The organism is Actinomyces sp. ICM39, assembly GCF_000282935.1.
GTDB classification, from domain to species: Bacteria; Actinomycetota; Actinomycetes; order Actinomycetales; family Actinomycetaceae; genus Pauljensenia; species Pauljensenia odontolytica_B.
Genome location: NZ_ALCB01000052.1, coordinates 44186 through 70470, shown reverse-complemented (window position 1 = coordinate 70470; position 26285 = coordinate 44186). Strand labels below are relative to the sequence as shown.

Below are 26285 nucleotides of genomic sequence, written 5' to 3'. Positions count from 1 at the left end.
AGGGCATCCGACAATTGTCGGATGCCCTCTTGTTCGAAGCGATCAGCTCAGTTCAAGCACGGCGAGGTTCTTACGACCCTTACGAATGAGAGCCAGTCCACCAGCAAGGACGTCTTCTTCGCGCAGAACAGCCTCGGGATCCTCGACCTTGATGTTGTTGATGGAGGCGCCGCCGGAGGAGATCGTACGGCGTGCCGCAGTCTTGCCCTTCTCAAAGCCGAGGGCAACGAGCGCATCGGCCACGGTCGACTCGCCGATGGTGAGGGACGCTCGTGGTAGATCCGCGGTGGCAGCGGCCAGCGTTGCCTCGTCGAGATCACGGATATCGCCTCCGCCCCACAGGGCGTCGGTCGCAGCGAGAACGCGCTGAAGCTGATCGGCCCCGTGCACGAGTTCCGTGACGGAGGCAGCCAGGGCCTTCTGCGCGGCACGCTGGTGCGGACGCTCGGCAACCTCAACGGCCAACGCCTCGATCTCTTCACGCGACTTGAACGTGAAGATCTTCAGGAAGCGCACCACGTCGTCGTCCGCGACCTGGAGCCAGAACTGGTAGAAGGCATAGGGGGTCATCATCTCCGGGTCAAGCCAGATGGCACCCCCCTCAGACTTACCGAACTTCGTTCCGTCGGCCTTGGTAATAATCGGCGTGGTCATCACGTGGGTATCGACGCCCTCAACCTTACGGATCAGGTCGACGCCGCCCACCATGTTGCCCCACTGGTCGTTACCGCCGGTCTCGAGCGTGCAGCCGTTGCGGCGGTAGAGCTCGAGGAAGTCGTTGGCCTGGAGCACCTGGTAGGAGAACTCGGTGTAGGAGATGCCCTCGTCCGAGGCAATACGGCGGGCAACGATGTCCTTGTTGAGCATGGTGCCCACGCGGAAGTACTTGCCGATAGTACGCAGCAGGTCGATCGCGCTCATCTCCTGGGTCCAATCCAGGTTGTTCACCATCGTGGCTGCAGCAGGACCCTCGAAGTCGAGGAACTTCGAGATCTGCGAATGCAGGCGATCTGCCCAGCCCTTCACGACCTCGGTCGACTGAAGCTGACGCTCGCCGCTCTGACGCGGGTCGCCGATCTGACCGGTGGCCCCGCCCACGAGAGCGAGCGGACGGTGGCCGGCGAGCTGCAGGTGACGCATCACGATCAGCTGAACCAGGTGTCCATGGTGCAGGGAGGGCGCCGTCGGGTCATAGCCGCAATAGAAGGTGACAGGTCCGGCGGCCAGGTGCTCACGGAGCGCCTCGAGGTCGGTGTGCTGCGCGAGCAGCCCACGCCACTGCAGTTCGTCCAGAATGTCTGTCACGAAAGTTGTCCTTCCTTGCGGATTCGACGGATGAGTACCGTCATAGTGTATCGGCTTGCGAGTACGGGCGTTAACGCAGCGCGGTGGCCGCCCACTCGCGCGCATCGGCGAGGCCCGCCTCGGCCTCGGCGATCTGCTCGCGCACGCGCTCCGGGGCAGTGCCGCCACGCCCGCGGCGTGCACTCACGGAACCTTCCACGGTCAGCACAGCGCGAACCTCGGGGGTCAGGGCCGACGAGGCCTGGGCGAGCTCCTCGTCCGTCAGGTCCGCGAGCTCCACTCCCCTGGCCTCGGCGAGGCGCACGCACGCGCCCGAGATCTCGTGAGCGTCGCGGAACGGAACGCCCTGCTTCACCAGCCACTCGGCAATGTCGGTGGCGAGCGAGAAGCCCTGCGGAGCCAGCTCCTCGAGACGGTCGAGATGAATCGTCATTGTGTCGATCATGCCGGCGACGGCAGGACACAGGACGTCGAGGGTGTCGATCTGATCGAACACCGGCTCCTTGTCTTCCTGCAGATCGCGGTCGTAGGCGAGCGGAATACCCTTGAGGACCGCGAGCAGGCCGGTCAGGTCACCGATGAGGCGGCCGGCCTTGCCACGGGCCAGCTCCGCGACGTCAGGGTTCTTCTTCTGGGGCATGATCGACGAACCCGTGGAGTATGAGTCGTCCAGCGTGACGTAGCCGAACTCCTTCGTGTTCCAGATGACGATTTCCTCCGACAGGCGCGAAATGTCAATACCGATCTGGGCGCACACGAAGGCGAACTCGGCGACCACGTCGCGAGCAGCCGTTCCGTCAATCGAGTTTTCGACGGAGTCATTAAAGCCGAGAGCAGCCGCAATGCGGCGAGGATCCATGCCGAGGGTATTACCGGCGAGCGCGCCGGAACCATACGGGGAGATGGCTGCGCGCTTGTCCCAGTCGCGCAGGCGCGCGACGTCGCGCAGCAGCGGCCACACGTGCGCCAGCAGGTGATGAGCGACGAGCACGGGCTGCGCGTGCTGCATGTGCGTGCGACCCGGCATCACAGCATCGCCGGCGCGCACCGCCTGCCCGACGAGAGCCTGAGCGATGTCAAGAACGCGACCTGCCAGGTGACGCGCCTCCTCGCGCAGGTACACGCGAATGAGTGTGGCGATCTGATCGTTGCGGGAGCGGCCAGCGCGCAGCTTGCCGCCCAGCGTCGCTCCCGCTCGCTCGATGAGGCCACGCTCCAGCGCGGTATGGACGTCCTCGTCGTCGGCAGCAGGCACAAACGCACCGGAGGCGACATCCGCGTCCAGACGCGCCAGAGCATCGTGCATATCCACGCATTCCTGGTCGGTCAACAGGCCAACACGATGCAGCTCATCGGCGTGCGCATGCGAACCCGCGATATCCACGTGGGCCAGACGGAAGTCGAAGTGCGTCGACACGCTCAGTGCAGCCAGTGCCTGCGACGGCCCTCCAGAAAAACGACCGCCCCACAGAGAGACGTGAGTTTCGGACTGCGACATGAGTTTCCTCCTGGCTCGGCGACAACGATAATGTTCGTATGCTTTAAGAATATTCGAGATGCTGGCGGGCCGCCGACGGCCAGACCACGGGAACCTCTCCTCGAACCTTCACCCACGTCGCGATCATGACGAAGAGCATCCAGTTGCCCTCGAAGAGTAGGCGCGACTCAGTAAACGACTGAATAAACATCGCGATGATGATAACCGCCGGGATGACGTCCCATAGATTGTCGTCAATGTGGGCCACCGCGACCTTCACAACGCGATACAGCGTCCAGACGATCGCGACGGTGATCATGGCCGCGCCCACGAAGCCGGTCGTCAACGCCGCCTCGACATACACGTTGTGCGCCTGATTAGTCGGCGTCCCGTCAGGACGGATCACGAGCGATGCAAAAGGTTCCATCCACGTGGGCCACCCAATGAACCAGCCCCAGCCGCCGATCGGGCGCTGCGCGACGAGGGGCGCCACCGCGTGCCAGATGACGGAGCGCCCGCTCATATCGGGACTACGACCGAAAGCGTCGGCGATCATGTGACGACAGAAGAATGCTGCGATTGCAGTGAGAACGCCGATCCCCGCAAACCCACCGACAACGCGCAAGCGCAGGCGTTCCGGAACTCTGCGCTGCACGACGAGGCCCGCTATGACCAGGAAGCAGCCGACCGTCGAGAGAGCGACCGTCGCAGACTGCGTCAATAGCAACACTGCGCCGCACAAGCCGAGCCACACCAGCGTCGAGAGCCGAGAGTTCCTCGTCTGCATGTATCGAAGAACTAAGCACACCGCCAGAAGCAGTGCGATGAAAGCAAGAGGATTCCTGTTCCCAGGGAACCCCTGGATCGGCCCACCTTCCAGGAGCAATCCGTCCACCCAGTAGTAGGACGCCGGCAGGAGCCCCCTCCCCCACATGATGGGAGGAGCGAGCGGACCTCGACCAAAGAAAGCCACCAGGGCCTCGAGAATAAACGAGGAGCCGATAATCCACTGGAACGCGAGGATCAACGCGCCAACGAGCTCGGTGAGCGGCAGCGCAACAGCCACAGCGATCGACACCAGCGTCAGAGCGAGGGATAAGACCGCGAATTGCGCGCTCTGCGCAGGGGCGACGGACCACAGACACGACAGAGCACACCAGGCGACAAAAAGACACGTCGTGGTCGGAAAGCGACGCAGCAACAGCGAGCGTCCCGAGGTCCAAAAAAGCACCACAAACGACACAAGCAGAATCAGCATCGGCACAAGAGAACCGATGTCCCCGAAAATGCCACGAACGCCTTTGCCGGCAAAACCGACAAAGAACATCGCAGCAACCGTGTAGCGCATCATGCGCGCGCGCAGGGCATCATCGCGATCGGTCCCCACGGCATCGCTCACGGCGCTCGCCTCATAAGTCATACACGAAACAGTAAGCGAGGCGGGAGCGGCCTTCTCGCCGCTCCCGCCTCTTGAAACCCAACTGAGACATTCTCTGTGAGAACGCCCTCAACCAAGCGTTCAGTAACCCATGTTCACGCCGAAACGCACATCACGGGCCGCTGCGAGCTTCGACTGCAGGCCGTAGATGTCGATAAAGCCGCGCGAGGACGACTGATCGAATGTATCGCCGGTCTCGTAGGTCGCAAGATTGAAGTCGTACAGTGAGGACTCGGAGCGGCGACCGTTGACGGTCGCACGACCACCGTGCAGCACCATGCGGATGTCGCCGGAGACATATTCCTGCGTGTGCTCGATGAACGCATCCATCGACTTCTTCAGCGGGGAGTACCACTGGGCCTCGTACACGAGCTCGCCCCAGGTCTGCTCCAGCTGACGCTTGTAGCGGCGCTGCATGCGCTCCAGCGTCACCGACTCGAGGGCCTGGTGGGCCTCGATGAGCGCGACGGCACCGGGAGCCTCGTAAATCTCGCGAGACTTGATACCGACGAGTCGGTCCTCGACCATGTCGATACGACCGATGCCCTGAGCGCCGGCGCGGCGGTTCATCTCCTGGATGGCCTCGAGCGGCGTGACGGGACGGCCGTCGATAGCAACCGGGATGCCCTTATCGAAGGTGATGACGACCTCGTCAGGCAGCGGCGGGTAGGTCGGGTCGTCGGTGTAGTTGTAGACGTCCTTCGTCGGGGCGTTCCACAGGTCTTCCAGGAAGCCGGTCTCAATGGCGCGGCCCCACACGTTCTGGTCGATCGAGAAGGGGTTGTGCTTGGTTGTCTCGATCGGCAAGTTGTGCTTCTCGGCGTAGTCGATCGCAACGTCACGCGTCAGCGCGAGGTCACGGACCGGGGAGATGCAGTCCATGTCGGGGGCCATCGAGGTAATCGAGACCTCGAAACGGACCTGGTCGTTGCCCTTACCCGTGCAGCCGTGGGCGACGGTCGTGGCACCGAACTCGCGGGCCGCCTTCACCAGGTGCTTGGTGATGACGGGACGCGACAGGGCCGACACGAGGGGGTACTTGCCTTCGTACAGAGCGTTCGCCTTGAGAGCGGGCATGCAGTACTCATTCGCGAACTCGTCGCGAGCGTCGGCCACGTATGCCTCTACGGCGCCACAGTCGAGGGCGCGCTGGCGAATGACCTCCAGGTCTTCTCCGCCCTGGCCGACGTCAACGGCGACGGCAACGACCTCACGGCCGGTCTGTTCGCCGATCCATCCGATGGCCACAGAGGTGTCCAGGCCGCCTGAATATGCCAGGACGACGCGATCTTTGCTCGACATGTGGGTTCCTTCCAATTGTTGGGTTCGTGGTGCCCGGGCAGTGTTCGTACGAACGAGGCCGGAGCTAGTTTTCGGGGAGTGCGCCGGGTTCGGCGAGGGCCAGCAAGGATCGTTCAACCTCAGCCGCGCCTTCTTCGCTGCGGCAGATCACGAGGATCGTGTCATCGCCGGCGATCGTTCCGGCGATCTCGTCGCGCCTCACCGCGTCGATCGATGATGCGAGGAGGTTGGCTGCACCCACCTGGGTGCGCAGAACAAGCTGGTTACCCACCTTCACGGAGGTAACAAGGAGAAGCTGGCACCAGCGTGCCAGACGGACGTTGGCAGCTTCAGCGTCGTGGGTAAGACCGCCGTCGTGGTCGGGCACCGTGTAGATGAGCGCACCGGATACATCGCGGATCTTCGTCGCGCGCAGGTCCATCAGATCGCGAGAGAGGGTCGTCTGGGTGACGTCAATCCCCCGCTCGGCCAGGCGAGCGCGCAGTCCTTCCTGGCTACCGATCGACTCGGACGCCAGAAGATCACGGATCATCTCATGACGCGCACTCTTGGTGCTCGGAAACGCGGGTGTTGCACTCATATGCATGATTATACACACGAACGCATATAAATAAGCAAGCGGGCGAGGGCTGTCCCTCACCCGCTTGCTCTCACAACTCTCAGGCCTTCAACGCAGCCGCGATATCGTCAGCCCACGCCTCGATCGCGTCCCAGTCGCGGAAGTCGCCCTCCACAACGCCAGCCAGACGCGCGACCGAACGCTCACGCAGCGACAGAAGCTCAGGCTTGTAACGGCCCGGGAAGGTGCGCAGCTCACGGCAGTTGACGTGGGTGAGCAGCGGACCGACACGATTACCATCCTGCTCCGAGTGCTTCGGCACACCATTCATGCCGACGGAGAAGGCCCACACCGGCTTGTCGCGCAGATCATCCTTGAAGCGCTCCATGAAGTCGTGCGCCTCGGGCATCCACTGGAGAATGTAGACGGCAGAGCCAACAACCACGGCGTCGTAGGGTTCAACCGTGGTCACGTCAGCAGGCGCGACACGATCGACGGTGAAACCCGCCGCTTCGAGACGCTTCGCGATGGCGTCGGCGACCTCATCCGTCGCCCCGTGCTTTGATGATGCAGTAACAAGGATGTGCATGTATCCATCGTAAAGCGAAGACCGGTCGAATCGATGGGCACAACGCCCCAAATGAGTGGGGTGCCACACCGCCGATTCGACCGGCCTGTCACTTCGTGGACCTTATGCGCGCAACGACGCCCCCAGCACCTTGGCTGCCTTCGCGACGACCTGCTCGCGCACCTGCGAGGATTCCTTCGCAGTCAGCGTGTGGTCGGCCGCGCGCAGGCGCAGCGCAAAGGCGAGAGAACGGTAGCCCTCGGGCACCTGATCGCCCTCATAGATGTCGAAAAGCGTCACGGACTCGGCAAGCTGGCCGGCCCCCTGGCGCACGATCTGCTCGACGCGCGACGCGGGGATATCGGAGGGCACGACGAGAGCAATGTCTTCCTTGGCCAGCGGGAACGTCGAGACACCCTTGACCTGGATGGGCGCCTCGCTCATCTGAGAGATCAGCGCATCCATGTCGATCTCGAATGCGCACGAACGCGCCGGTAGGCCGAAGGCGCGGCAGGCCGCGGGCGACAGCTCGCCAGCAAGAGCAACATCCACGAGGTCACGACCAGCGCGCACGAAGACGCGCGCGACGCGGCCGGGGTGGAACGGTGCGACCGCAGCGGGATCCGTCGCCGGAGCGGGCATCGGAGCACCCTTGTGCGCGGGCACCTCGTCCATCCAAGCGCGGGTCACCTCAACGCGAACGCCGAGCCCCGAGGCCACACGACGCACATACTCGAGGGCGTCTGCCCAGTCGTAAGCGCGGGCGTTCGCCAGAACACCGGCCGGAACGGCCTGGCCGGTCAGGACACCGCCAATGTGCCAGGGCTGAGCAGGGATACCGGCCTCAAGCGCCGCGATCACCTCGTCGGAGGGACGTTCCTCGGCGCTGGGCAGATCCGCCGGCACAGTACCCGCGGGACGGGCAACCTTGGCGACCTCGAAGATCGCGACATCCGCGTTGGAGCGTGACACATTACGGCCGGCGACGTCGAGAAGGGTATCGAGCACCGTGGTGCGCAGCCAGGGGGCGTCATCCGCCATCGGGTTGCGCAGGCGCAGGGCCTCGCGACGCGGATCGTCGGCGGGAATACCCTGACGATCCCAGGTGTCGGACACGAACGGGTAGGACTCGACCTCGACCAATCCGCCATCGGCCAGCGTAGCGGCGGCCAGACGGCGCGCCTTCTGCGCGACAGTCAGACCGTGGCCAGCCGGAGCAGTCGGCATCACAACGGGGATATTGTCGTAGCCGTCGAGACGCGCGACTTCCTCGACCAGGTCTGCCGGGAGCGTGAGATCGGGACGCCACGAGGGAGCCGTCACCGTGAACGCGCCATTGTCAGGGCCTTCGACGACGCAACCGACCGTGCGCAGTAGCTCGGCGATGCGCTCGGGGCTGTGGGCCACGCCCGTCAGGCGCTCCACCTCACCGACGGGCAGCGAGATAACGACGGCCTTACCGCGCTGATCCACGTCCGTGACGCCCGCATCGACCGTGCCGCCACCGTACTCGACGAGGAGCTCAACAGCACGCTGGGCAGCCACCGCGGGAAGCTGCGGATCCGTGCCGCGCTCGAAGCGCTTCGCGGCCTCCGAGTGCAGCTTATGCCGGCGCGAGCTGCGGGCGACGGACACCGAATCGAAGTGTGCAGCCTCGAACAGCACATCGGTCGTCCCCTCGCCAACCTCGGAGTAGGCACCACCCATGACACCGGCGATACCGATGATGCGTGATCCCTCTCCCTCGGGAGAGTCGGTGATGAGCAGATCCTGCGGGTCGAGCTCGCGCTTTTCCTCGTCCAGGGTCACCAGCGTCTCGCCCGCGCGGGCACGGCGCACAACGATCGGGGCGGCCAGGTCGCCCAGGTCGTAGGCGTGCATCGGCTGACCGAGGTCAAGCATGACGTAGTTAGTAATGTCGACGGCCAAAGACAGCGAGCGCATGCCTGCGGCTTCGAGACGCTCGACCATCCAGCGCGGAGTCGCAGCGTTGGGGTTCGTGCCGCGCACGACGCGAGCAACGAAACGGTCCACACCGACGCGACCGCGGATCGGGGCGTCGTCGGAGAATACGACCGGGAAACCGTCGGCGTTCGCAGCAGGCGGCTCGGCTGCGATCACGCCGGGCAGGCCGGGATCGCGGAACGCGGCACCCGTCGAGTGCGAGTACTCGCGAGCAATGCCGCGCATCGAGAAGCAGTAGCCGCGGTCCGGGGTCACGTTGATCTCGAGGACCTCTTCGCCCAGCCCCAGCCAGGAGACAATGTCCGTACCGACGGCAGGAATCTCGCGGTCCGGGAAGTACTTCGGCAGCACGATGATGCCGTCATGGTCCTCCCCGAGTCCGAGTTCGCGCGCGGAGCAGATCATGCCGTCAGAGACGTGACCGTAGGTCTTGCGCGCGGCGATCTGGAAGTCGCCGGGCAGGATCGCGCCCGGCAGGGACACGACAACCAGGTCGTCGACGTCGAAGTTGTGGGCACCGCAGATGATGCCGCGGCTCGGCAGCTCCGAGGGCTCCTTGCCGGTGCCGGGAGCATCGTTGTGCTCGCCGACATCCACGCGGCAGTAGTTCACGATCTTGCCGTTCGAGGCGGTCTCCTCCACACGGGTGAGGACGCGACCCACCACGAGCGGGCCGGTGACACGCGCGGGGTGAATCTCTTCCTCTTCAAGGCCGACCTTCACGAGGGCGGCGGCAAGCGCCTCGGCATCCGTGCCCTCGGGAACGTCAACGTGGTCGGACAGCCAGCTCAGCGGAACCATAGGCATGTCAGTTACCCCTTCCATTCACTCCGAACTGCTGGGAGAAACGAACGTCTCCCTCAACGATGTCATGCATGTCGGCGATGCCGTGACGCAGCATCAGCGTGCGCTCGATGCCCATGCCGAACGCGAAGCCCGAGTAGACCTCGGGATCGATGCCGTTGGCGCGCAGCACGTTCGGGTTGACCATGCCGCAGCCACCCCACTCAATCCAGCCGGGGCCGCCCTTCTTCTGTGGGAACCACAGGTCCATCTCGGCGCTGGGCTCGGTGAACGGGAAGTACGAGGGACGCAGACGGGTCTTCGCCTCAGGACCGAACATGGCCTTGGCAAAGTGGTCGAGAACGCCCTTCAGGTGAGCCATCGTCAGGCCCTTATCGACGGCGAGGCCCTCCACCTGGTGGAACACCGGCGTGTGGGTCGCGTCGAGCGCATCGGAGCGGAAGACCTTGCCGGGGCACGCCACGTAGAGCGGCACGCCGCGCGACAGCATCGCATGCGACTGGACCGGAGAGGTGTGCGTGCGCATCACCAGGTGCGCACCGTCCTCGGTCTCGGCGCCGACACTACGGCCGTCGATGTAGAGCGTGTCCTGCATCTGGCGAGCGGGGTGATCGATGTCGAAGTTCAGCGAGTCGAAGTTGAACCACTCGTGCTCGATCTCCGGCCCCTCGGCGATATCCCAGCCCATCGCCACGAAGAAGTCGGCAACCTCTTCCATCAGGGTCTCGAGGGGGTGGCGAGCTCCCACCGCGCGACGCGCAGTCGGCAGCGTCACGTCCACGGACTCCTCGACCAGCATACGAGCCTCATGCTCAGCGGCGAGAACGGCCTTGCGCGCCTCGAGCGCGTCAGTCAAAGCCTTGCGCGCCTGTCCAAGGTTCTTACCGGCGAGACCGCGCTGCGCGGGTTCGAGTGAGCCGATCGTGCGATTCGCCGTGACAAGGGGTGCCTGATCACCGAGGATCGCAGCTCGGACGGCCTTGAGAGCGTCGAGTGAATCCGCGGCTTCGATATCGGCGAGGCCGGCCTCGCGAACGGCATTGACGGCTGCCTCGTCAAGAGGATCAAGGTCAGGGGCATTGCCAGCCATGTCCTGCTTCCTTCTTCTTTCCATCTGGGGTCATTACTGCGCGCATGACGCGCACCGCCCACTATCCTACCCGTTCGCCTATCCTCACAGCTCACCGGATCCACGGGCGCGCTACCCTGTAAGACGTGAATGCGCTCTCGCGCGCTCCAACAGCTCACCGAAGGAATCCCGTGTCTCACATCACGCAACCGGAGAACGCGGCCACGGCCTCGTCCCAGGCGCCCGCCCTCTTTTCTGCCAAGCGTGTGCGTATCCAGCACATCGCGCGCGCCAAGGCCGAGGGCATTCCCCTCACGATGCTCACCGCCTACGATGCGCTCACTGCGCCCATTCTCGAGGCAGCGGGCGTTGACATGCTGCTCGTTGGCGATTCGCTCGGCAACGTGATTCTCGGCCACTCTTCGACACTGCCCGTGACCCTGGAGGACATGGAGCGCGCCACCGCCGCCGTCGCTCGCTCGACCTCGCGCGCCATGATCGTCGCCGATCTGCCCTTCGGCACCTACGAGGACACGGTCGAGCACGCTTTTGCCTCCGCAACTCGCCTCATGAAGGCCGGGGCACACGCGGTGAAGCTTGAGGGCGGGCAGAGCCGCGCCCACATCATTGCGGGCCTCGTCTCGGCCGGCATCCCCGTGTGCGCACACCTGGGCTACACGCCCCAGTCGGAAAACACCTTGGGCGGGCCCCGCATGCAGGGCCGTGGAGCCGGCGCCGATGCGCTTCGCCAAGACGCCGAGGCCGTCGAGAAGGCCGGCGCCTTCGCCGTCGTCTTCGAGATGGTGCCCGCTTCTATCGCCACGGAACTCACTCAGACGCTCTCAATCGCAACGATCGGTATTGGCGCTGGTCCCAACACGGACGGCCAGGTTCTCGTCTGGTCCGACATGGCGGGCTACTCCGACTGGACGCCGTCGTTCGTGCGCACGTTCGGCCAGCTCGGAGCGGCCCTCCGCGAGGCTGCGTCCGACTACGTGGAGGCCGTGCGCGAGCGCTCCTTCCCCGGACCCGACAACTACAAGAACGACTGACGCCACCCGACCGCAGGAGGAACACCCCATGGAAGCATCCGCACTCGCTCGCCGCGCCCCGCTGGGCACTTTGAAGCCGGGACGCGTCTCACCGATGCGCGCGGTCCCCGAGCACATCGAGCGCCCCGAATACATGTTCCACGACGGCCCCGAGCGCGTCACCGCCTCGGAGATCAAGAGCCCCGAGACTATCGCGAAGATCCGCGAGGCCGGACGTATCGCGGCGGGCGCCATCGAGGCCGTCGGCGCGGCCATCGCACCCGGCGTCACCACCGAGGAACTCGACCGCATCGGCCACGAGTTCCTCATCGCGCACGACGCCTACCCCTCATGCCTGGGCTACATGGGCTTCCCCAAGTCCATCTGCACCTCCATCAATGAGGTCATCTGCCACGGCATTCCCGACAACCGTCCGCTCGAAGACGGCGACATCATCAACATCGACATCACCGCCTACAAGGACGGCGTGCACGGCGACACGTGCGCGATGTTCGAGGTTGGCACCGTCGACGAGGAGTCACACCTGCTCATCGAGCGCACGAAGAACGCGATGATGCGAGGCATCAAGGCCGTCGGGCCCGGCCGCGAGATCAACGTCATCGGTCGCGTCATCGAGGCCTACGCGAAGCGCTTCGACTACGGCGTGGTGCGCGACTACACCGGACACGGCGTCGGCGAGGCCTTCCACTCCGGCCTGATCATCCCCCACTACGACGCAGCCCCGGCCTACGACACGGTCATGGAGCCCGGCATGGTCTTCACGATCGAGCCGATGCTCACCCTCGGCACGATCGAGTGGGAGCAGTGGGACGACGACTGGACGATCGTCACCGCCGATCGTTCGCGCACGGCCCAGTTCGAGCACACGATCGTCGTCACCGAGGATGGGGCTGAAATTCTCACCCTTCCGTGACGCTGATTCTTCGAGGCCCGCCTTCGACTCTCACAGTCTGAGGCGGGTTTCGCTATTAGTCGTGACATCCCATACAATTCGGGTACGGCGGGCTTCAGGGGCCCGCCGACAACAGGATTTCATTACCCGAGGAGGGGTCATGGCTCAGGTCGCATGCGGCATCGATATCGGCGGATCGGGCGTCAAGGGCGCGCTCGTTGATCTGGAAACCGGCGAGTACATCGGCGATCAGGTTCGAATTCCCACCCCCACCCCCGCGACGCCCGACGCTGTCGCAGCGGTGTGCCGCGAGGTCATCGATCAGCTCGGCGTCACAATCGGCGTTCCGATCGGCGTCACCTTCCCCGCCCCCGTCTTTGACGGCGTCATCCCCTACATGGCGAATCTCGACCAGTCGTGGGTCAACGTCAATGTCGACGAGCTGATGGAGCGCTACCTGGGACGCGCTGTCGTCGCACTAAACGACGCGGACGCGGCGGGTATCGCCGAGGTCGCATTCGGCGCAGCCAAGGGCCGCGACGGCGTCATCGTGTTCACCACCCAGGGCACCGGAATCGGCTCGGCGATTATCGTCAACGGCACTCTCCTCACCAACACCGAGCTCGGCCACCTCGAGATCGACGGCACCGATGCGGAGAAGAACGCCTCCTCGGGCCAGAAGACCCTCCAGGGCCTGAACTGGGAGCAGTGGGCGCAGCGCCTCCAGCGCTACTACAGCCACGTCGAGTTCCTGCTCAACCCCGACCTCTTCGTGGTCGGTGGCGGCGTGTCTGAGAACCACGAGAAGTTCATGCCGCTCCTGGATCTGAAGACCCCGATGATCCCCGCGAAGCTTCTCAACACCGCCGGCATCGTCGGTGCCGCCTACTACGCGGCGCAGCACAGCGCCTGATCGCGGACGCACCGAGCACGCAGAAGGACCCCGACGCGAGTCGGGGTCCTTCTGGCATCTGTCGGCCTATACGCCGGGTTCTGTCACGCACGCCGTTACCGGTCGTGCGGTGGCGACCATCTATCTAGGACCGTCGTTACCGACGGCCTCCAGCAACCTACCCGCAGGCATTGGACGGGCCGCCCTGCCTGCTGCTCGGTCTTGCTCCGGGTGGGGTTTACCTAGCCGACGCAGTCACCTGCGCCGCTGGTGAGCTCTTACCTCGCCTTTTCACCCTTACCGCCGCATACGCGCCGGTGGTTTGTTTTCTGTGGCACTGTCCCGCGGGTTACCCCGGGTGGCTGTTAGCCATCACCCTGCCCTGTGGAGCCCGGACGTTCCTCGAGCGTTTCCGCGCGCGGCCGCCCAGCCGGCAGATCCGCATCGATCATAGCGCGCATGGCCGCGCCCCCGCGATAGGGTGGTCACCATGCTGATCTGGTTGCCCCCGTCGGAGGGAAAGAACGCGCCCGCACAGGGTCCGTCTTTGGACGTCAACGCACTATCCCGCGCTAGCCTCGCGACAAGCCGTCGCACCGTCTGCAACGCGCTCGCGGCTCTCGGAGACGGCCCCGAAGCAGCAGCCGTCCTGAAGGTCGGCGCACGGATCGACCTGTCCGTCAACACCGCGCTCGATTCCGCCCCCTGTGCCCCGGCCTCGTCCCTGTTTACCGGAGTGCTGTACGAGGCGATTGAGGAGTGCGCACCGAACGCCTGGACAAGCGCAGGTGCGGCGAACGTATCGATCTTCTCCGGGCTCTTTGGCGTCCTCTCCCCCAGCGACGTCATTCCGGACCACCGCCTTGCAATGGGCGTGTCCCTGCCCGACCTCGGCGTCCTGTCGACCTGGTGGGCGCCGCGACTCGACGAGACTCTGTCCGCTGAGGCATCGGAGCGCATCATTATCGATGGACGATCCGGACCCTATCGCGCCGCGTGCAAAGCACCGTGGGCGCGCGTCTGGGAGCTGCGCGTCGAGCGCGAGGCGGACGGCAAGCGCTCGGTCATCTCCCATGATGCGAAGCGTTGGCGCGGCGCCATCACCGGCCTCCTGCTCGCCTGTGACGGCTACAGGGCAGAGGAAACGGCGGCGGCGGAAAAGGCCCTGGAGGAGGCCGCGTACTCGCTGTCACTGGGTGACGCGAAGGGACACGAACACCGCGTGACTGGCGTGGAATATGGCCCTGAAAAGCAGACGAAAAAGGGCGGATCAACACGCACAGTAACGTTGGTTACGCACTGATAGGTAGGCTATCCTTTTTCCGGAACCTGCAGGGTGCAGGACCGGCCGACACATCGGCCATCAAGCGGAAACCATAGGCATGATCAACGAGGACTACCTGGCCAATATTCGGCCCACCCACCGTCAGCTCCAGTGGCAGAAAATGGAGATGTACGCGTTCATCCACTTCGGTATGAACACGATGACGGACCGCGAGTGGGGCGAGGGCCACGAGGATCCCGCCCTGTTCAATCCGGGCAACGTCGATGTCGATCAGTGGATGCGCGCCCTCGTCAGCGCCGGCATGACCGGCGTGATCCTGACCTGCAAGCACCACGACGGGTTCTGCCTGTGGCCGTCGGCCTACACGAAGCACTCCGTGGAATCGTCGCCGTGGAAGGACGGGCGCGGTGACCTCGTGCGCGAGGTGTCCGACGCCGCTGCACGTCACGGCCTCAAGTTCGGCGCGTACCTGTCCCCCTGGGACATGACCGAACCCACGTACGGCCAGGGCGAGGCCTACAACGACTTCTACATCAACCAGCTCATCGAGCTGCTCACCCACTACGGCCCGGTCTTCTCCGTGTGGCTGGACGGCGCGTGCGGCGAGGGTCCCAACGGCAAGGTGCAGGTCTACGACTGGCAGCGTATCTACGACACGGTCCGCGCGCTGGCCCCCGAGGCCGTCATCTCGGTGTGCGGCCCGGATGTGCGCTGGTGCGGCAACGAGGCCGGTTCCGTTCGAACGAACGAGTGGTCTGTCGTTCCGGCATCCCTGCGCGAGGCCGAGCGCACCGCCGAGAAGTCACAGAAGGCCGACGACGGCGAGTTCTCTCGTCAGGTGGCTTCCGGGGACGAGGATCTGGGCTCGCGCGAGGCGTTGGCCGACTATTCCGGTCCCCTCGCCTGGTACCCGGCCGAGGTCAATACCTCAACGCGCAAGGGCTGGTTCCACCACGACGTCGAGGACTCGCAGGTGCGCAGCGTCGAGGAGCTGTTCTCGATCTGGAAGGGCTCGGTCGGCGGGAATGCCACCTTCCTCCTGAATGTTCCGCCGAACCGCGACGGCCTGATCGCAGACGCCGACGTCGAGGTCTTGGCCCACCTGGGCGAGAAGATCGCTGACTTCCGCTCGCGCCGCATCCAGGCGTCCCGCGAGGACGACGGCGACGTCGTGACCCTGCGCTTTGATGAGCCTCACGCGCTTGGCGCGATCGTCCTCGAGGAGGACATCTCCCAGGGGCAGCGCATCGACGAGGCCGTGGTAACCGCGTGCGTCGACGGCGACGTTGAGCGGGAGATTGCTCGTGTCCAGTGCGTCGGCTACCGCCGCATCGTCACCCTGGAAAAGCCCGTGACCGCCACCCAGGTGCGGGTGACGGTCACGAAGAGCAGGCAGGGCTTCTATCTGGCGGACGCCTACGCGGTTCGCGCCTGAGCCTCAGCGCGGCGTGTTCGCCGCCGTACGCACGACGATCTGTGCCGTGTCCTCGGTCAGGTACAGCTCGTCGGCGGGCGTCAGGCGAATACGCTCGAGTTCCATCGGGCTCAGGTCGGCGGCGACACCGATGCCGTAGCCATCGCGGACCTCAATGACGGCGAGAGCGCCGTTGCGGCGGCGCGCGTCCTCGTACTCCTCGAGAAGGTCCGCGGGCAGACGATCGGCGAGTTCACGACGTTTTGCGATGACGCGACGCAGTTCCTCATCGGAATCGGCGACGTCGGCCTCGAACTGGGCCTTGAGCGCCTCGATGTCTGCGGCGATAGCCTGAGCCTCGGCCTTCATCTTGTCCTGGGCCGCACGGGCGGCCTCGACGCGTTCCTCGGCCTCCACCTGATCGTCCTCGAGCTTGGCGAGGCGGCGGTCCATCTGGGCGATCTCGTGTTCCATGGCCGAAATGTCCCGCAGCGGCACCTGGTTGTTGTCGATGCGGCTCTGCTGGCGCTTGCGGCGCTCAGAGACCTTTGCGATCTCATCTTCGATGCGGGTCACCTCACGCATCGTGTCCGCGATGACGGCGCTCTGGCTGATCGCGGCGCGCTGGAGGTCAGCAACGCGTCCGGCGAACTCGCGAACCGTCGCGTGCGCGGGGTGAGAATCGCGCTTGTGGCGCAGCGCCGACTCCTTCTGGTCGAGCTTCTGGAGCTCGAGAAGCTCGAGCTGGTCGGTGTGCGATGCTTTCACGCTAGTTCTCCCTGGGTGACTCGGTGGCTGGTCCATGGCTCGGTGACAATCGTAGAGACTTCCACGCGAAGTTCCACATCGGCGGCGCGGGCGGCCTCGCGAATCTTTCGTGCGAGGACGGGGAGCCACGGGGACTCCGTCGCCCAGTGGGATCCGCACAGGAGCGCGGGGGCACCACCCTCGAGGTGCTCGGAGGCGGGGTGATGGCGCAGGTCCGCCGTGAGATACACGTCAACTCCGGCGGCGCGCGCCGCTTCGAGCGCGCTATCCCCAGCGCCGCCCAGAACGGCTACGCGCTGCACCGGGGCAGTCTCGTCGCCACCGACGAAGAGACCGGAGGGGCCCGCAGGCAGCACGGATGCGACGTGGTCAGCGAAGGCGCCGAGCGTGGTTTCGTTGACGGTGCCGACGCGTCCCAGGCCGATCTCGTGTCCCTCGGCGTCGGTGCCACACGGCTCCAGCGGCACGGTATCGCGCAGACCGATCAGATCGGCGAGCGCCGTCGCAACGCCGTCGCAGGCCACATCGGCGTTGGTGTGCGCATTGAACAGGGCGATACCGGAGCGGATCAGAGTCGTGACGACGCCGCCCTTCGGGTCGGTCACAGGCAGGAAGGACGCGCCGCGCAGCAGAAGGGGGTGATGCGTGATCACCATGTCGTAGGCGGCGCCGTCTCCTTCGGGACCAGCGACGGCCTGGGCGGCGATGGCCGCCGTGGGATCAAGGGCGAGGAGGATCGAACGCACGGGCGCGGCAGGGTCGCCGACAATAAGACCAACCCGATCCCAGGGCTGCGCCGTAGCCGCCGGGTACCACGACTCCATGAGTGCCATGACGTCGCCAACAGTCCAATGAGTTCCGGGCGTATCGACCATGGTGGTGGGGTCATTGGGATGAGACGAAGACTGCATGCGTCAAGCATACCGGACCCCCATCTAGCAAGGGACCCTGCCCGCGACTATGATCACAACGTGCAGATTTTGAGCTTACTCGACCAGGGGTTGGTCGATTACACGCAGGTTGACGCGCTTCAGCGCTCCCTGCACGAGGAGGTCCTCGCCGGCGGCGAGGACACACTCATCGTTTCTCAATTTACGCCCACGTGGACGGCGGGCCGCCATACGAAGCCCGAGGACATTCCTTCCACGACGATTCCGGTAATTCGCACCGACCGCGCTGGTTCCGCGACGTGGCACGGCCCCGGTCAGGTCGTCGTCTACCCCATCGTTCGCCTGCGCGAGCCCGTCGACCTCGTGCAGTGGATCCGCGCTGTCGAGGCCTCGGTGATCGACACCGTGCGGGACGTCTGGGACCTGCCCGTCCACCGCGTCGAGGGCCGCGCGGGCGTGTGGCTCACCGAAAAGGGGCGCCGCGACCGCAAGATCTGCGCGATCGGCCTGAAGGTAGCGCGCGGAGCGACCCTGCACGGCATCGCCCTGAACGTCGATATCGACCCGGCCCACGCTTTCGAGGGCATTATCCCCTGCGGCCTCACGGACGCCGACGTGACCTCCCTGTCGTGGGAAGGCATCCACACAACTGTCTCCGACGCTGCATCCGAACTTCTCCCGCGCATGGTGGAGCACATCTCCCCGTGCCTTGCGACCACTCCCACTTCCGTTTCCTACACGACGAGGTCAACGCTATGAGTACCCTGCCCGATCCCGAAGGACGCAAGCTCCTGCGCATCGAGGTGCGTAACTCGCAAACTCCGATCGAGAAGAAGCCCGAGTGGATTCGCACGACCGCCAAGGCTGGCGAGAACTACCAGGACATGCGCTCGCTCTCCCACGCGAAGGGCCTGCACACGGTGTGCGCCGAGGCCGGCTGCCCCAACATCTACGAGTGCTGGCAGGACCGCGAGGCGACCTTCCTGCTCGGCGGTGCGCTGTGTACGCGCCGCTGCGACTTCTGCGATATCGCGACGGGCCGTCCCACGGAGTACGACAAGGATGAGCCGCGTCGTATCGCTGAGTCTGTGCGCGACCTCGACCTGCGCTACGTGACGATCACGGGCGTGACCCGAGACGATCTGCCCGACGGCGCCGCGTGGCTCTACGCCGAAACCTGCCGCCTCATCCACGAGCTCAACCCGGGCACGGGCGTGGAGCTCCTCGTGGATGACTTCCGCGGTCAGGCCGAGTCGATCGACATGGTCATCGAGGCAGGCCCGCAGGTCTTCGCGCACAACCTCGAAACGGTGCCGCGCATCTTCAAGAAGATCCGCCCCGCCTTCAACTACGACCGCTCGCTCGCAATGATCAAGCGCGCCCACGACGGCGGCATGGTCACCAAGTCAAACCTGATTCTGGGCATGGGCGAGACGCGCGAGGAAATCAGCGCCGCCATGCGCGACCTGCACGCGTCGGGCTGTGACCTGCTGACCCTCACGCAGTACCTGCGTCCCTCTCCCCTGCACCACCCGATCGACCGCTGGGTCCACCCCGAGGAGTTCGTCGAGCTGGCAGCCGAGGCCGAGGAGCTGGGCTTCGCCGGCGTCATGGCAGGCCCCCTCGTGCGTTCCTCGTACCGCGCGGGCCTGCTGTGGGCCAAGGGCATGCGCGCCCGCGGCTTCGAGATCCCCGAGCAGCTGCGCCACATCGAAAACTCCGGGTCGACGCTGCAGGAGGCCGGCTCCGTCCTGGCGCGCCTGAAGGAGCGCTCGGAGCGTCACGCAGCACTGGCTGCGAAGGCCGCCACGGCCTCGTGATCCCCGACTATTCGCCCGCACGAGCGCTCCTCGCGGCGGCGCGTCGCCATCCGAAGCGGCTGTCCCTGGTGGATGCGGCGACCGGCGAGGAGTGGACCGTACGCGAGGCGGCACACACCGTCGCTCGCCTCGCCGCTGCTTTTGACGCTGCTGGTATCGGCGAGGGAACGCGCCTCGCCGTCATCGGGGCGAACTCTCCGTGGCACTACGTCGTCCACGTGGCGGCCTCGTGGCTGCACGCGGTCACGGTTCCCCTGTCTCCGCGTATGCCCTCAGCTACGCTTGCCTCGATGTGCGAGCAGGTCGGCGTCTCGTGGGTGTTTCTCGACGAGGCATCTTCCGCCCACGCTCCTACCCTGTCCGGCGCGGGAGCACAGGTCGCGTCGTTGACGGATCTGGCCGCCTGGGCGGATCGTGCCGCGCCCATCGGGCACTCCCCCGCGCGCTGCGGGACCGAGCTCGCCGCCATCTTGTTTACGTCCGGATCCACGGGCACCCCGCGTCCCGTCGAGCTCACGCACGAGGTCATGTGGTGGGGATCGACGAATTTCCGCGAGGGCTTCGACTACGCGCCGACGTCGTCGGTCGTGGGCGTGTGCGCGCCCGCGAGCCACATCGGCGGCTTCAACGGCACGTCGATGGACGTGTGGACGCACGGCGGCACCCTGGTCACGCTCGGTTTCCCGGGCTCCTTCGACGCGCGCGCCGTCATCGACGCGGTCGAGCGCTACGGGATCACGATGATGTTCGCCGTGCCCGCGATCGTGCGCGCAATACTCGACGAACACGAGCGCGGCGGCGGGGACCTGTCGTCATGGGTGCGCCCCCTCATCGGCGGCGACGCGATGATGGCGGACCTCGCGGAGGCGATGAACGCGGTCGGCCTGTCGCCCATCCACGTGTGGGGCATGACCGAGACCTCCGGGGCGGGAACGGTCGCCACACCCGATTCTTTAGCTCCAGCCGGATCGCTGGGAGTTCCCTTCCCCTACGTGGACCTGCGCGTCATGGCCACCGACAAGCGCGAAGCCGACACAGACGAGATGGGCGAGATCTGGGTCCGCGGGCCCGGCGTCGTCAGCGGCAAGAAGTGGCTGCGTACAGGCGACCTGGCAACGAAAGACAAGGACGGCTGGCTGCACATGGTGGGACGCGCCCACCGCATGATCAACACAGCCGGAGAGCTCGTCGCTCCCCCGACGGTCGAACGCGCCCTGCGGTCCCTCGAGGAGGTATCTGATGCGCTCGTCGTGGGCCTGCCGGACGAGCGCTGGGGGCAGATCGTCGCCGCGCTGATCGTCGCCTCCCCGCAGGGCCGCGCCCAGGCCTCGTCGTTAAGCGCCGACGCATTGTCCGAGGCCCTGCGCGATTCCCTGGCACCGTGGGAGAAGGTGCGTCGCGTCCGGGTCGTCGAAGCGCTCCCGACCACGACGACGGGCAAGCCCGATCCGGTCGCGGCAGCACGCCTCTTCGACGCGTGAGGACACTGAGCCCAGGTGCGCCAGACCTCACAAAGTACGAACACCATATTTAGGTAAGATTAGCCTTGCTTAATTGAAGGAGAGTCTTATGTCCCGCCACCGCATTGTCATCATCGGTTCCGGCTTCGCAGGCCTGACGGCAGCTCGTCGACTGAAAAACGCCGACGCCGACATCACCATCCTGGCCCGCACATCGCACCACCTCTTCCAGCCCCTGCTGTACCAGGTGGCCACGGGCATCCTCTCCGAGGGCGACATCGCCCCCACCACGCGCGAAATCCTGCGCGGCCAGAAGAACGTCACCGTGCTGCAGGCCCTCGTCGAAGAAATCGACGTCGAGGCACGCGTCGTCAAGTGGCGCAACCACAACAAGCACGAGCAGACCGAATACGACACGCTCGTCGTCGCGGCAGGCGCGGGCCAGTCCTACTTCGGCAATGACCACTTCGCAGTATTCGCCCCCGGCATGAAGACCATCGACGACGCCCTCGAGCTGCGCGCGCGCATTTTCGGCGCCTTCGAGCTGGCCGAGATCGAGACCGACCCGACTGCGGTCGAGAAGCTCCTGACCTTCGTCGTCGTGGGCGCCGGCCCGACCGGCGTTGAGATGGCCGGACAGATCCGCGAGCTCGCCTCTCACACACTCAAGGGCGAGTTCCGCAACATCGACCCGACCAAGGCGCGCGTCATTCTGGTGGACGGCGCGGAGCATCCTCTCCCCCCGTTCGGCGAGGAGCTCGGCCGCAAGACCGAAGAGGCCTTGGCCAAGCTCGGCGTCGAGATGAAGATGAACGCCTTCGTCACCGGCGTGGACTCCGAGGGCGTCACCCTCAAGTACAAGTCCGGCGAGGAAGAGCGGATCGATTCCGTGTGCAAGGTGTGGGCCGCCGGCGTCGCGGCGAGCCCACTGGGCCGCGCTCTGGGTGAGGCCACAGGCGCCGAGGTGGACCGCGCGGGACGCGTCACCGTCAACAAGGACCTCACCCTGCCCGGCCACCCCGAAATCTTCGTGCTCGGCGACATGATGGCTTTCCCGGGCGTCCCCGGAGTCGCGCAGGGCGCGATCCAGTCCGCGCGCTTCGCCGCCGACACAATCGCCGCTCGCCTGGCGGGCCGCGCGCCCAAGGCCACCGAGTTCGTCTACAACGACAAGGGATCGATGGCGACCATCTCTCGCTTCCAGGCCGTCGTGAAGATGGGCAACACGAAGCTGACCGGCTTCGTCGCGTGGGTTGCGTGGTGCTTCCTGCACCTGCTGTACATCGTCGGCTTCAAGTCGCAGGTGGGCACGCTGGTCAGCTGGTTCTTCAGCTTCCTGTCGGGCGCACGCCCCCAGCGCACGACCACCAACCAGCAGCTGGTGGGCCGCCTCGCCCTGGAGCAGCTCGGCGCGGGCGCATCCGGCAAGCTCGTCGTCGGCGAAGATGTCGCCGAGGAGCAGGCTCAAGAGGACTGACGCGCGTCGCGCACACTCCTCGAAGCAAACACTGAGGGGCCGGAAGCTATCGCTTCCGGCCCCTGGCGTTTGTGGGCCCTACCGGGCTCGAACCGATGACCTTCTGGGTGTAAACCAGACGCTCTAGCCAACTGAGCTAAAGGCCCCACGCACGCGCCAATCTACCAGAAGCGACGCGTACGGTCACATCCGAGGCTGAGCGTCACAGCACAGAACAGCGCTACCGCGCCCAGGCCTCGTGGATGAAATCAGCGGCGCGAACGCGGACGCGCGGTCAGGCGCACACCCGCCCAGTTGTCCCCCAGCGCCGTCGAGGTCGTCGCGTGCAGGCCCGCGATCTCCGCAGCCTCCTCCACGTCGCCAACCCGCACAGAATTCGGCCGACCCGGCTTGGGGATCAGCACCCAAATCAGGCCGCCGTCATCCAGGTTCGACATCGCGTCCACGAGCACGTCCGCGAGGTCCTCTTCCTCGGCGTCGTCCGCGCGCCACCAGACGATCGCGCCGTCCACGACGTCCGCGTAATCGACGTCAACGAGCGGATGCCCCGTCTCCCCTTCAATCGCTTCGCGCACGGCCTGATCGACGTCATCATCGACGTAGAACTCCTGCACGATCGCATCGGACGCAAAACCCAGGCTCACTGCCATCACGCAGCACCGCCCATCAACGAGCTGGCGCTCAGTGTCATATCAACGTTCACGCCTTCATCCTAGGGCATTGGAGCTACTGGAACGCAAGGGATGGACCACGATAAAAGACCCCTACGTGCACTCCCCCGTCTGAACAGGGGAATTACCCGACGGTACCCGCCCACAGTCCGGTGATACGCACCTCATAGTGAATCGACAAGGCAAACACTCGCAAAGGTCTGCCATTAGTGGGACAATGGTCCCGATATGTGCGGTGTCGCCAGAGGACACCGCTCACGCACGCTGCGCAAGCAGCACCGAGTCAAGCGAGAAGGTACACCGTGAGCCAACTCCACGAGTCCCACCCAGTCGTCGTCAACGGCCTGATTCCTCAGGTTCCCGACAACGATCCCCAGGAGACCGCCGAATGGGTTGAGTCCCTGTCCGGGCTCATCAACGAAAAGGGCGGCCCCCGCGCACGCTACATCCTGCTGCACATGCTGGACGAAGCACGCCGCAACGGCGTTCAGCTCCCCCAGGAATACACGACCCCCTACGTCAACACCATCCCCGTTGACCAGGAGCCGTACTTCCCCGGCGACGAAGCCATGGAGCGCGAATACCGCCGCTGGATTCGCTGGAACGCCGCCGTCCAGGTGACGCGCGCCCAGCGCCCCGGCGTCAAGGTCGGCGGACACATCTCGTCCTACGCCTCGGTTGCCACCCTCTACGAGGTCGGCCTCAACCACTTCTTCCGCGGCAAGGACCACCCCGGCGGCGGCGACCACGTGTTCTTCCAGGGACACGCCTCCCCCGGCCCCTACGCCCGCGCATTCCTCGAAGGCCGTCTCTCCGAAGAGCAGATGGACGGCTTCCGCCAGCAGGTCTCCACGGAGCACGGCCTGCCCTCGTACCCGCACCCGCGCCAGCTCGAGCACTTCTGGGAGTTCCCCACGGTCTCGCTCGGCCTGGGTCCCGCCGAGGCCATCTACCAGGCCTGGTTCGACCGCTACCTGCACATGAACGGCATCAAGGACACGTCGCAGCAGCACACGTGGGCCTTCATCGGCGACGGTGAGATGGACGAGCCTGAGTCCCGCGGCATGCTCCAGCTCGCCGCCCAGCAGCGCCTGGACAACCTGACCTTCGTCATCAACTGCAACCTGCAGCGTCTCGACGGCCCGGTGCGCGGCAACGGCAAGATCATCCAGGAGCTCGAGGCGTTCTTCAAGGGCGCCGGCTGGAACGTCATCAAGGTCATCTGGGGCCGCGGCTGGGACCAGCTGCTGGCCGCCGACAAGGACGACGCCCTCGTCCACGTCATGAACGAGACCCTGGACGGCGACTACCAGACCTTCCGCGCGAACGACGGCGCCTACGTGCGTGAGCACTTCTTCGGCCGCGACCCGCGCACCAAGGAAATGGTCAAGAACTGGACCGACGAGCAGCTTTGGGAGCTCAAGCGCGGCGGCCACGACTACCGCAAGGTCTACGCCGCCTACAAGGCCGCCATGGACCACACCGGCCAGCCCACGGTCGTTCTCGCGCACACGATTAAGGGCTACGCGCTGGGCACGCACTTCGCGGGCCGTAACTCGACGCACCAGATGAAGAAGCTGACGCTCGAGGACGCCAAGCAGCTGCGCGATCGCCTGCAGATCCCGATCACTGACGAGGAACTCGAGCGCGATCCCTACATGCCCCCGTACTACATGCCGCCGGCCGATCACCCGGCCCTGCAGTACATGAAGGAGCGCCGCGAAATCCTCGGCGGTTGGGTGCCCGAGCGCCGCGCCGACCGTCAGCCGAAGCTCCCCGCCCTGCCCACGCGTCCCTTCGAGGCGCTGTCCAAGGGTTCCGGCAAGCTTGAGGTCGCCACGACCATGGCTCTCGTGCGTCTCATCAAGGACCTGCTCAAGGACAAGGAGGTCGGCAAGTACTTCGTGCCGATCATCCCCGACGAGGCCCGTACCTTCGGCCTGGACGCGATCTTCCCCTCGGCGAAGATCTTCAACACGACCGGCCAGTCCTACACGCCCGTCGACGCGGACATGATGCTGTCCTACCGTGAGTCCGAGCAGGGCCGTATCCTGCACACGGGCATCACCGAGGCCGGCTCCTCCGCCGCGTTCCAGGTCGTCGGCACGGCGTACGCCACGCACGACCTGCCGATGGTGCCGATCTACATCTTCTACTCGATGTTCGGCTTCCAGCGCACCGGCGACCAGTTCTGGGCCGCGGGCGACCAGCTGACCAAGGGCTTCGTTATCGGCGCGACCGCCGGCCGCACGACGCTCGCGGGTGAGGGCCTGCAGCACATGGACGGCCACTCGCACGTCCTGGCTGCCACCAACCACGCGTTCGTGTCCTACGACCCGGCCTACGCGTACGAAATCCGCCACATCATGGCGGACGGCCTGGAGCGCATGTACGGCGACGCGGGCGACCGCGATCCGAACGTCATGTACTACATCACCGTGTACAACGAGCCGATCCACCAGCCGGCCGAGCCCGAGAACGTGGACGTCGAGGGCATCATCAAGGGCATCTACAACCTCGATGAGCACCAGAACTTCGGCGGCCCCAAGGCTCAGCTGCTCGCCTCCGGCGTCGGCGTGCCGTGGGCGCGCGAGGCCCGCGAGCTGCTCGCCCGCGACTGGGGCGTGGACGCCGCCGTGTGGTCCGTGACCTCGTGGAACGAGCTGCGTCGCGACGGCCTGGATGCCGAGGAGCACAACTTCCTGCACCCATCCGAGCCCCGCCGCACGCCCTACGTGTCGACGAAGCTCGCGGGTCGCGAGGGTCCGTTCGTGGCCTCCTCCGACTTCGACCGCATGCTGCCCGACCAGATCCGTCAGTGGGTCCCCGGCGACTACCACGTGCTCGGAGCGGATGGCTTCGGCTTCTCCGACACCCGTCGTGCGGCGCGTCGCTGGTACCACATCGACGCCGAGTCGATGGTCGTGCGCACGCTGGCTGCCCTGGCTGACAAGGGTCAGATCGACCCGTCCGTCGTCCAGCAGGCGATCGAGAAGTACGACCTGTTCAACTACTCGATCCAGGGCAACGACCACGCTGGCGAGGAGTGATCGTCGCTAGGCCCGCGCTCCTCCATCGCGGCGCCCAGCGGTCATGAGAACGAGGCCGGGGATCCCCACGCGGGCACCCCGGCCTCGTCGTTTGGGCCAAGCAATGGGATCAGCACTGCCTGCCCGC

The 26285-nt window shown here is 65.6% G+C and carries 21 protein-coding genes, 1 tRNA gene and 1 other RNA gene; 10 read left to right on the top strand and 13 right to left on the bottom strand.

What is annotated here, in order from left to right; translation table 11 throughout:
* Positions 1-42: 42 nt before the first annotated feature.
* The 8 genes from tyrS to pheS form a co-directional block, all read right to left on the bottom strand.
* On the bottom strand, positions 43-1305 hold the full coding sequence (gene tyrS / locus HMPREF1137_RS03165; protein WP_007588788.1) for a tyrosine--tRNA ligase: 1263 nt from the start codon (positions 1303-1305) through the stop codon (positions 43-45).
* Between the two features lie 70 nt (positions 1306-1375).
* On the bottom strand, positions 1376-2803 hold the full coding sequence (gene argH / locus HMPREF1137_RS03160) for an argininosuccinate lyase (protein WP_007588784.1): 1428 nt from the start codon (positions 2801-2803) through the stop codon (positions 1376-1378).
* Between the two features lie 43 nt (positions 2804-2846).
* On the bottom strand, positions 2847-4202 hold the full coding sequence (locus tag HMPREF1137_RS03155) for an O-antigen ligase family protein (protein WP_034496549.1): 1356 nt from the start codon (positions 4200-4202) through the stop codon (positions 2847-2849).
* Between the two features lie 99 nt (positions 4203-4301).
* Positions 4302-5522: an argininosuccinate synthase gene (locus HMPREF1137_RS03150; protein WP_007588705.1), complete on the bottom strand. Its 1221-nt coding sequence runs from the start codon at positions 5520-5522 to the stop codon at positions 4302-4304.
* Between the two features lie 64 nt (positions 5523-5586).
* The gene (gene argR, locus HMPREF1137_RS03145) at positions 5587-6108 is read right to left on the bottom strand and encodes an arginine repressor (protein WP_034496546.1); all 522 of its coding nucleotides are present in this window, start codon (positions 6106-6108) and stop codon (positions 5587-5589) included.
* Positions 6109-6181: 73 nt separating this feature from the next.
* The gene (locus HMPREF1137_RS03140; RefSeq protein ID WP_007588735.1) at positions 6182-6670 is read right to left on the bottom strand and encodes a flavodoxin domain-containing protein; all 489 of its coding nucleotides are present in this window, start codon (positions 6668-6670) and stop codon (positions 6182-6184) included.
* Between the two features lie 102 nt (positions 6671-6772).
* Positions 6773-9421, bottom strand: coding sequence for a phenylalanine--tRNA ligase subunit beta (gene pheT, locus HMPREF1137_RS03135; RefSeq protein WP_034496543.1), 2649 nt, complete (start codon positions 9419-9421; stop codon positions 6773-6775).
* Between the two features lies 1 nt (position 9422).
* Positions 9423-10508 (bottom strand): phenylalanine--tRNA ligase subunit alpha, encoded by a 1086-nt coding sequence (gene pheS / locus HMPREF1137_RS03130; protein WP_007588724.1) that lies wholly within the window; start codon positions 10506-10508, stop codon positions 9423-9425.
* A gap of 170 nt (positions 10509-10678) precedes the next feature.
* Here pheS and panB point away from each other — a divergent pair, with 170 nt between their 5' ends.
* The 3 genes from panB to ppgK all read left to right on the top strand — a co-directional run bounded on the left by panB (position 10679) and on the right by ppgK (position 13344).
* Entirely contained in the window at positions 10679-11539 is an 861-nt protein-coding gene (gene panB, locus HMPREF1137_RS03125) for a 3-methyl-2-oxobutanoate hydroxymethyltransferase (RefSeq protein WP_007588727.1), read from the top strand.
* Between the two features lie 28 nt (positions 11540-11567).
* Positions 11568-12452 carry a type I methionyl aminopeptidase gene (gene map / locus HMPREF1137_RS03120; RefSeq protein WP_007588779.1) on the top strand — a complete coding sequence of 295 codons (885 nt, stop codon included), beginning with the start codon at positions 11568-11570 and terminating at the stop codon, positions 12450-12452.
* Positions 12453-12591: 139 nt separating this feature from the next.
* On the top strand, positions 12592-13344 hold the full coding sequence (gene ppgK / locus HMPREF1137_RS03115) for a polyphosphate--glucose phosphotransferase (RefSeq protein WP_007588696.1): 753 nt from the start codon (positions 12592-12594) through the stop codon (positions 13342-13344).
* Between the two features lie 53 nt (positions 13345-13397).
* Here the strand turns inward: ppgK and rnpB are convergent.
* An RNA gene (rnpB, locus tag HMPREF1137_RS09750) (RNase P RNA component class A) lies at positions 13398-13761 on the bottom strand.
* Between the two features lie 52 nt (positions 13762-13813).
* Here rnpB and HMPREF1137_RS03110 point away from each other — a divergent pair.
* A complete protein-coding gene (locus tag HMPREF1137_RS03110) occupies positions 13814-14626 on the top strand; it encodes a YaaA family protein (RefSeq protein ID WP_007588810.1) in 813 nt (270 codons plus the stop codon).
* A 79-nt stretch (positions 14627-14705) separates the two neighbouring features.
* Positions 14706-16043 (top strand): alpha-L-fucosidase, encoded by a 1338-nt coding sequence (locus HMPREF1137_RS03105; protein ID WP_007588699.1) that lies wholly within the window; start codon positions 14706-14708, stop codon positions 16041-16043.
* A gap of 3 nt (positions 16044-16046) precedes the next feature.
* Here HMPREF1137_RS03105 and HMPREF1137_RS03100 read toward each other — a convergent pair whose 3' ends face one another.
* Both HMPREF1137_RS03100 and HMPREF1137_RS03095 read right to left on the bottom strand, forming a co-directional pair.
* Entirely contained in the window at positions 16047-16790 is a 744-nt protein-coding gene (locus HMPREF1137_RS03100) for a zinc ribbon domain-containing protein (protein ID WP_007588775.1), read from the bottom strand.
* Positions 16787-17701 carry a Nif3-like dinuclear metal center hexameric protein gene (locus tag HMPREF1137_RS03095; RefSeq protein ID WP_155835397.1) on the bottom strand — a complete coding sequence of 305 codons (915 nt, stop codon included), beginning with the start codon at positions 17699-17701 and terminating at the stop codon, positions 16787-16789. The genes HMPREF1137_RS03100 and HMPREF1137_RS03095 overlap by 4 nt, the downstream gene beginning before the upstream one ends.
* Before the next feature lie 60 nt (positions 17702-17761).
* Here HMPREF1137_RS03095 and lipB point away from each other — a divergent pair, with 60 nt between their 5' ends.
* The 4 genes from lipB (at position 17762) to HMPREF1137_RS03075 (ending at position 22437) form a co-directional block, all read left to right on the top strand.
* On the top strand, positions 17762-18439 hold the full coding sequence (lipB, locus tag HMPREF1137_RS03090) for a lipoyl(octanoyl) transferase LipB (protein WP_007588716.1): 678 nt from the start codon (positions 17762-17764) through the stop codon (positions 18437-18439).
* Positions 18436-19500, top strand: a complete 1065-nt coding sequence (gene lipA / locus HMPREF1137_RS03085; protein ID WP_007588729.1) for a lipoyl synthase — start codon at positions 18436-18438, stop codon at positions 19498-19500. Before lipB ends, lipA begins: the two co-directional genes overlap by 4 nt.
* Positions 19497-20981, top strand: a complete 1485-nt coding sequence (locus tag HMPREF1137_RS03080) for a class I adenylate-forming enzyme family protein (protein WP_007588776.1) — start codon at positions 19497-19499, stop codon at positions 20979-20981. Before lipA ends, HMPREF1137_RS03080 begins: the two co-directional genes overlap by 4 nt.
* A gap of 88 nt (positions 20982-21069) precedes the next feature.
* Positions 21070-22437 carry an NAD(P)/FAD-dependent oxidoreductase gene (locus tag HMPREF1137_RS03075; RefSeq protein WP_007588813.1) on the top strand — a complete coding sequence of 456 codons (1368 nt, stop codon included), beginning with the start codon at positions 21070-21072 and terminating at the stop codon, positions 22435-22437.
* Positions 22438-22509: 72 nt separating this feature from the next.
* Here the strand turns inward: HMPREF1137_RS03075 and HMPREF1137_RS03070 are convergent.
* A tRNA-Val gene (locus HMPREF1137_RS03070) sits at positions 22510-22583 on the bottom strand.
* Positions 22584-22685: 102 nt separating this feature from the next.
* On the bottom strand, positions 22686-23087 hold the full coding sequence (locus HMPREF1137_RS03065; protein WP_034496539.1) for a DUF3052 domain-containing protein: 402 nt from the start codon (positions 23085-23087) through the stop codon (positions 22686-22688).
* 323 nt (positions 23088-23410) lie between these two features.
* Between HMPREF1137_RS03065 and aceE the strand changes: the two genes are divergently transcribed.
* A complete protein-coding gene (aceE, locus tag HMPREF1137_RS03060) occupies positions 23411-26158 on the top strand; it encodes a pyruvate dehydrogenase (acetyl-transferring), homodimeric type (protein ID WP_007588793.1) in 2748 nt (915 codons plus the stop codon).
* Positions 26159-26285: the final 127 nt, after the last annotated feature.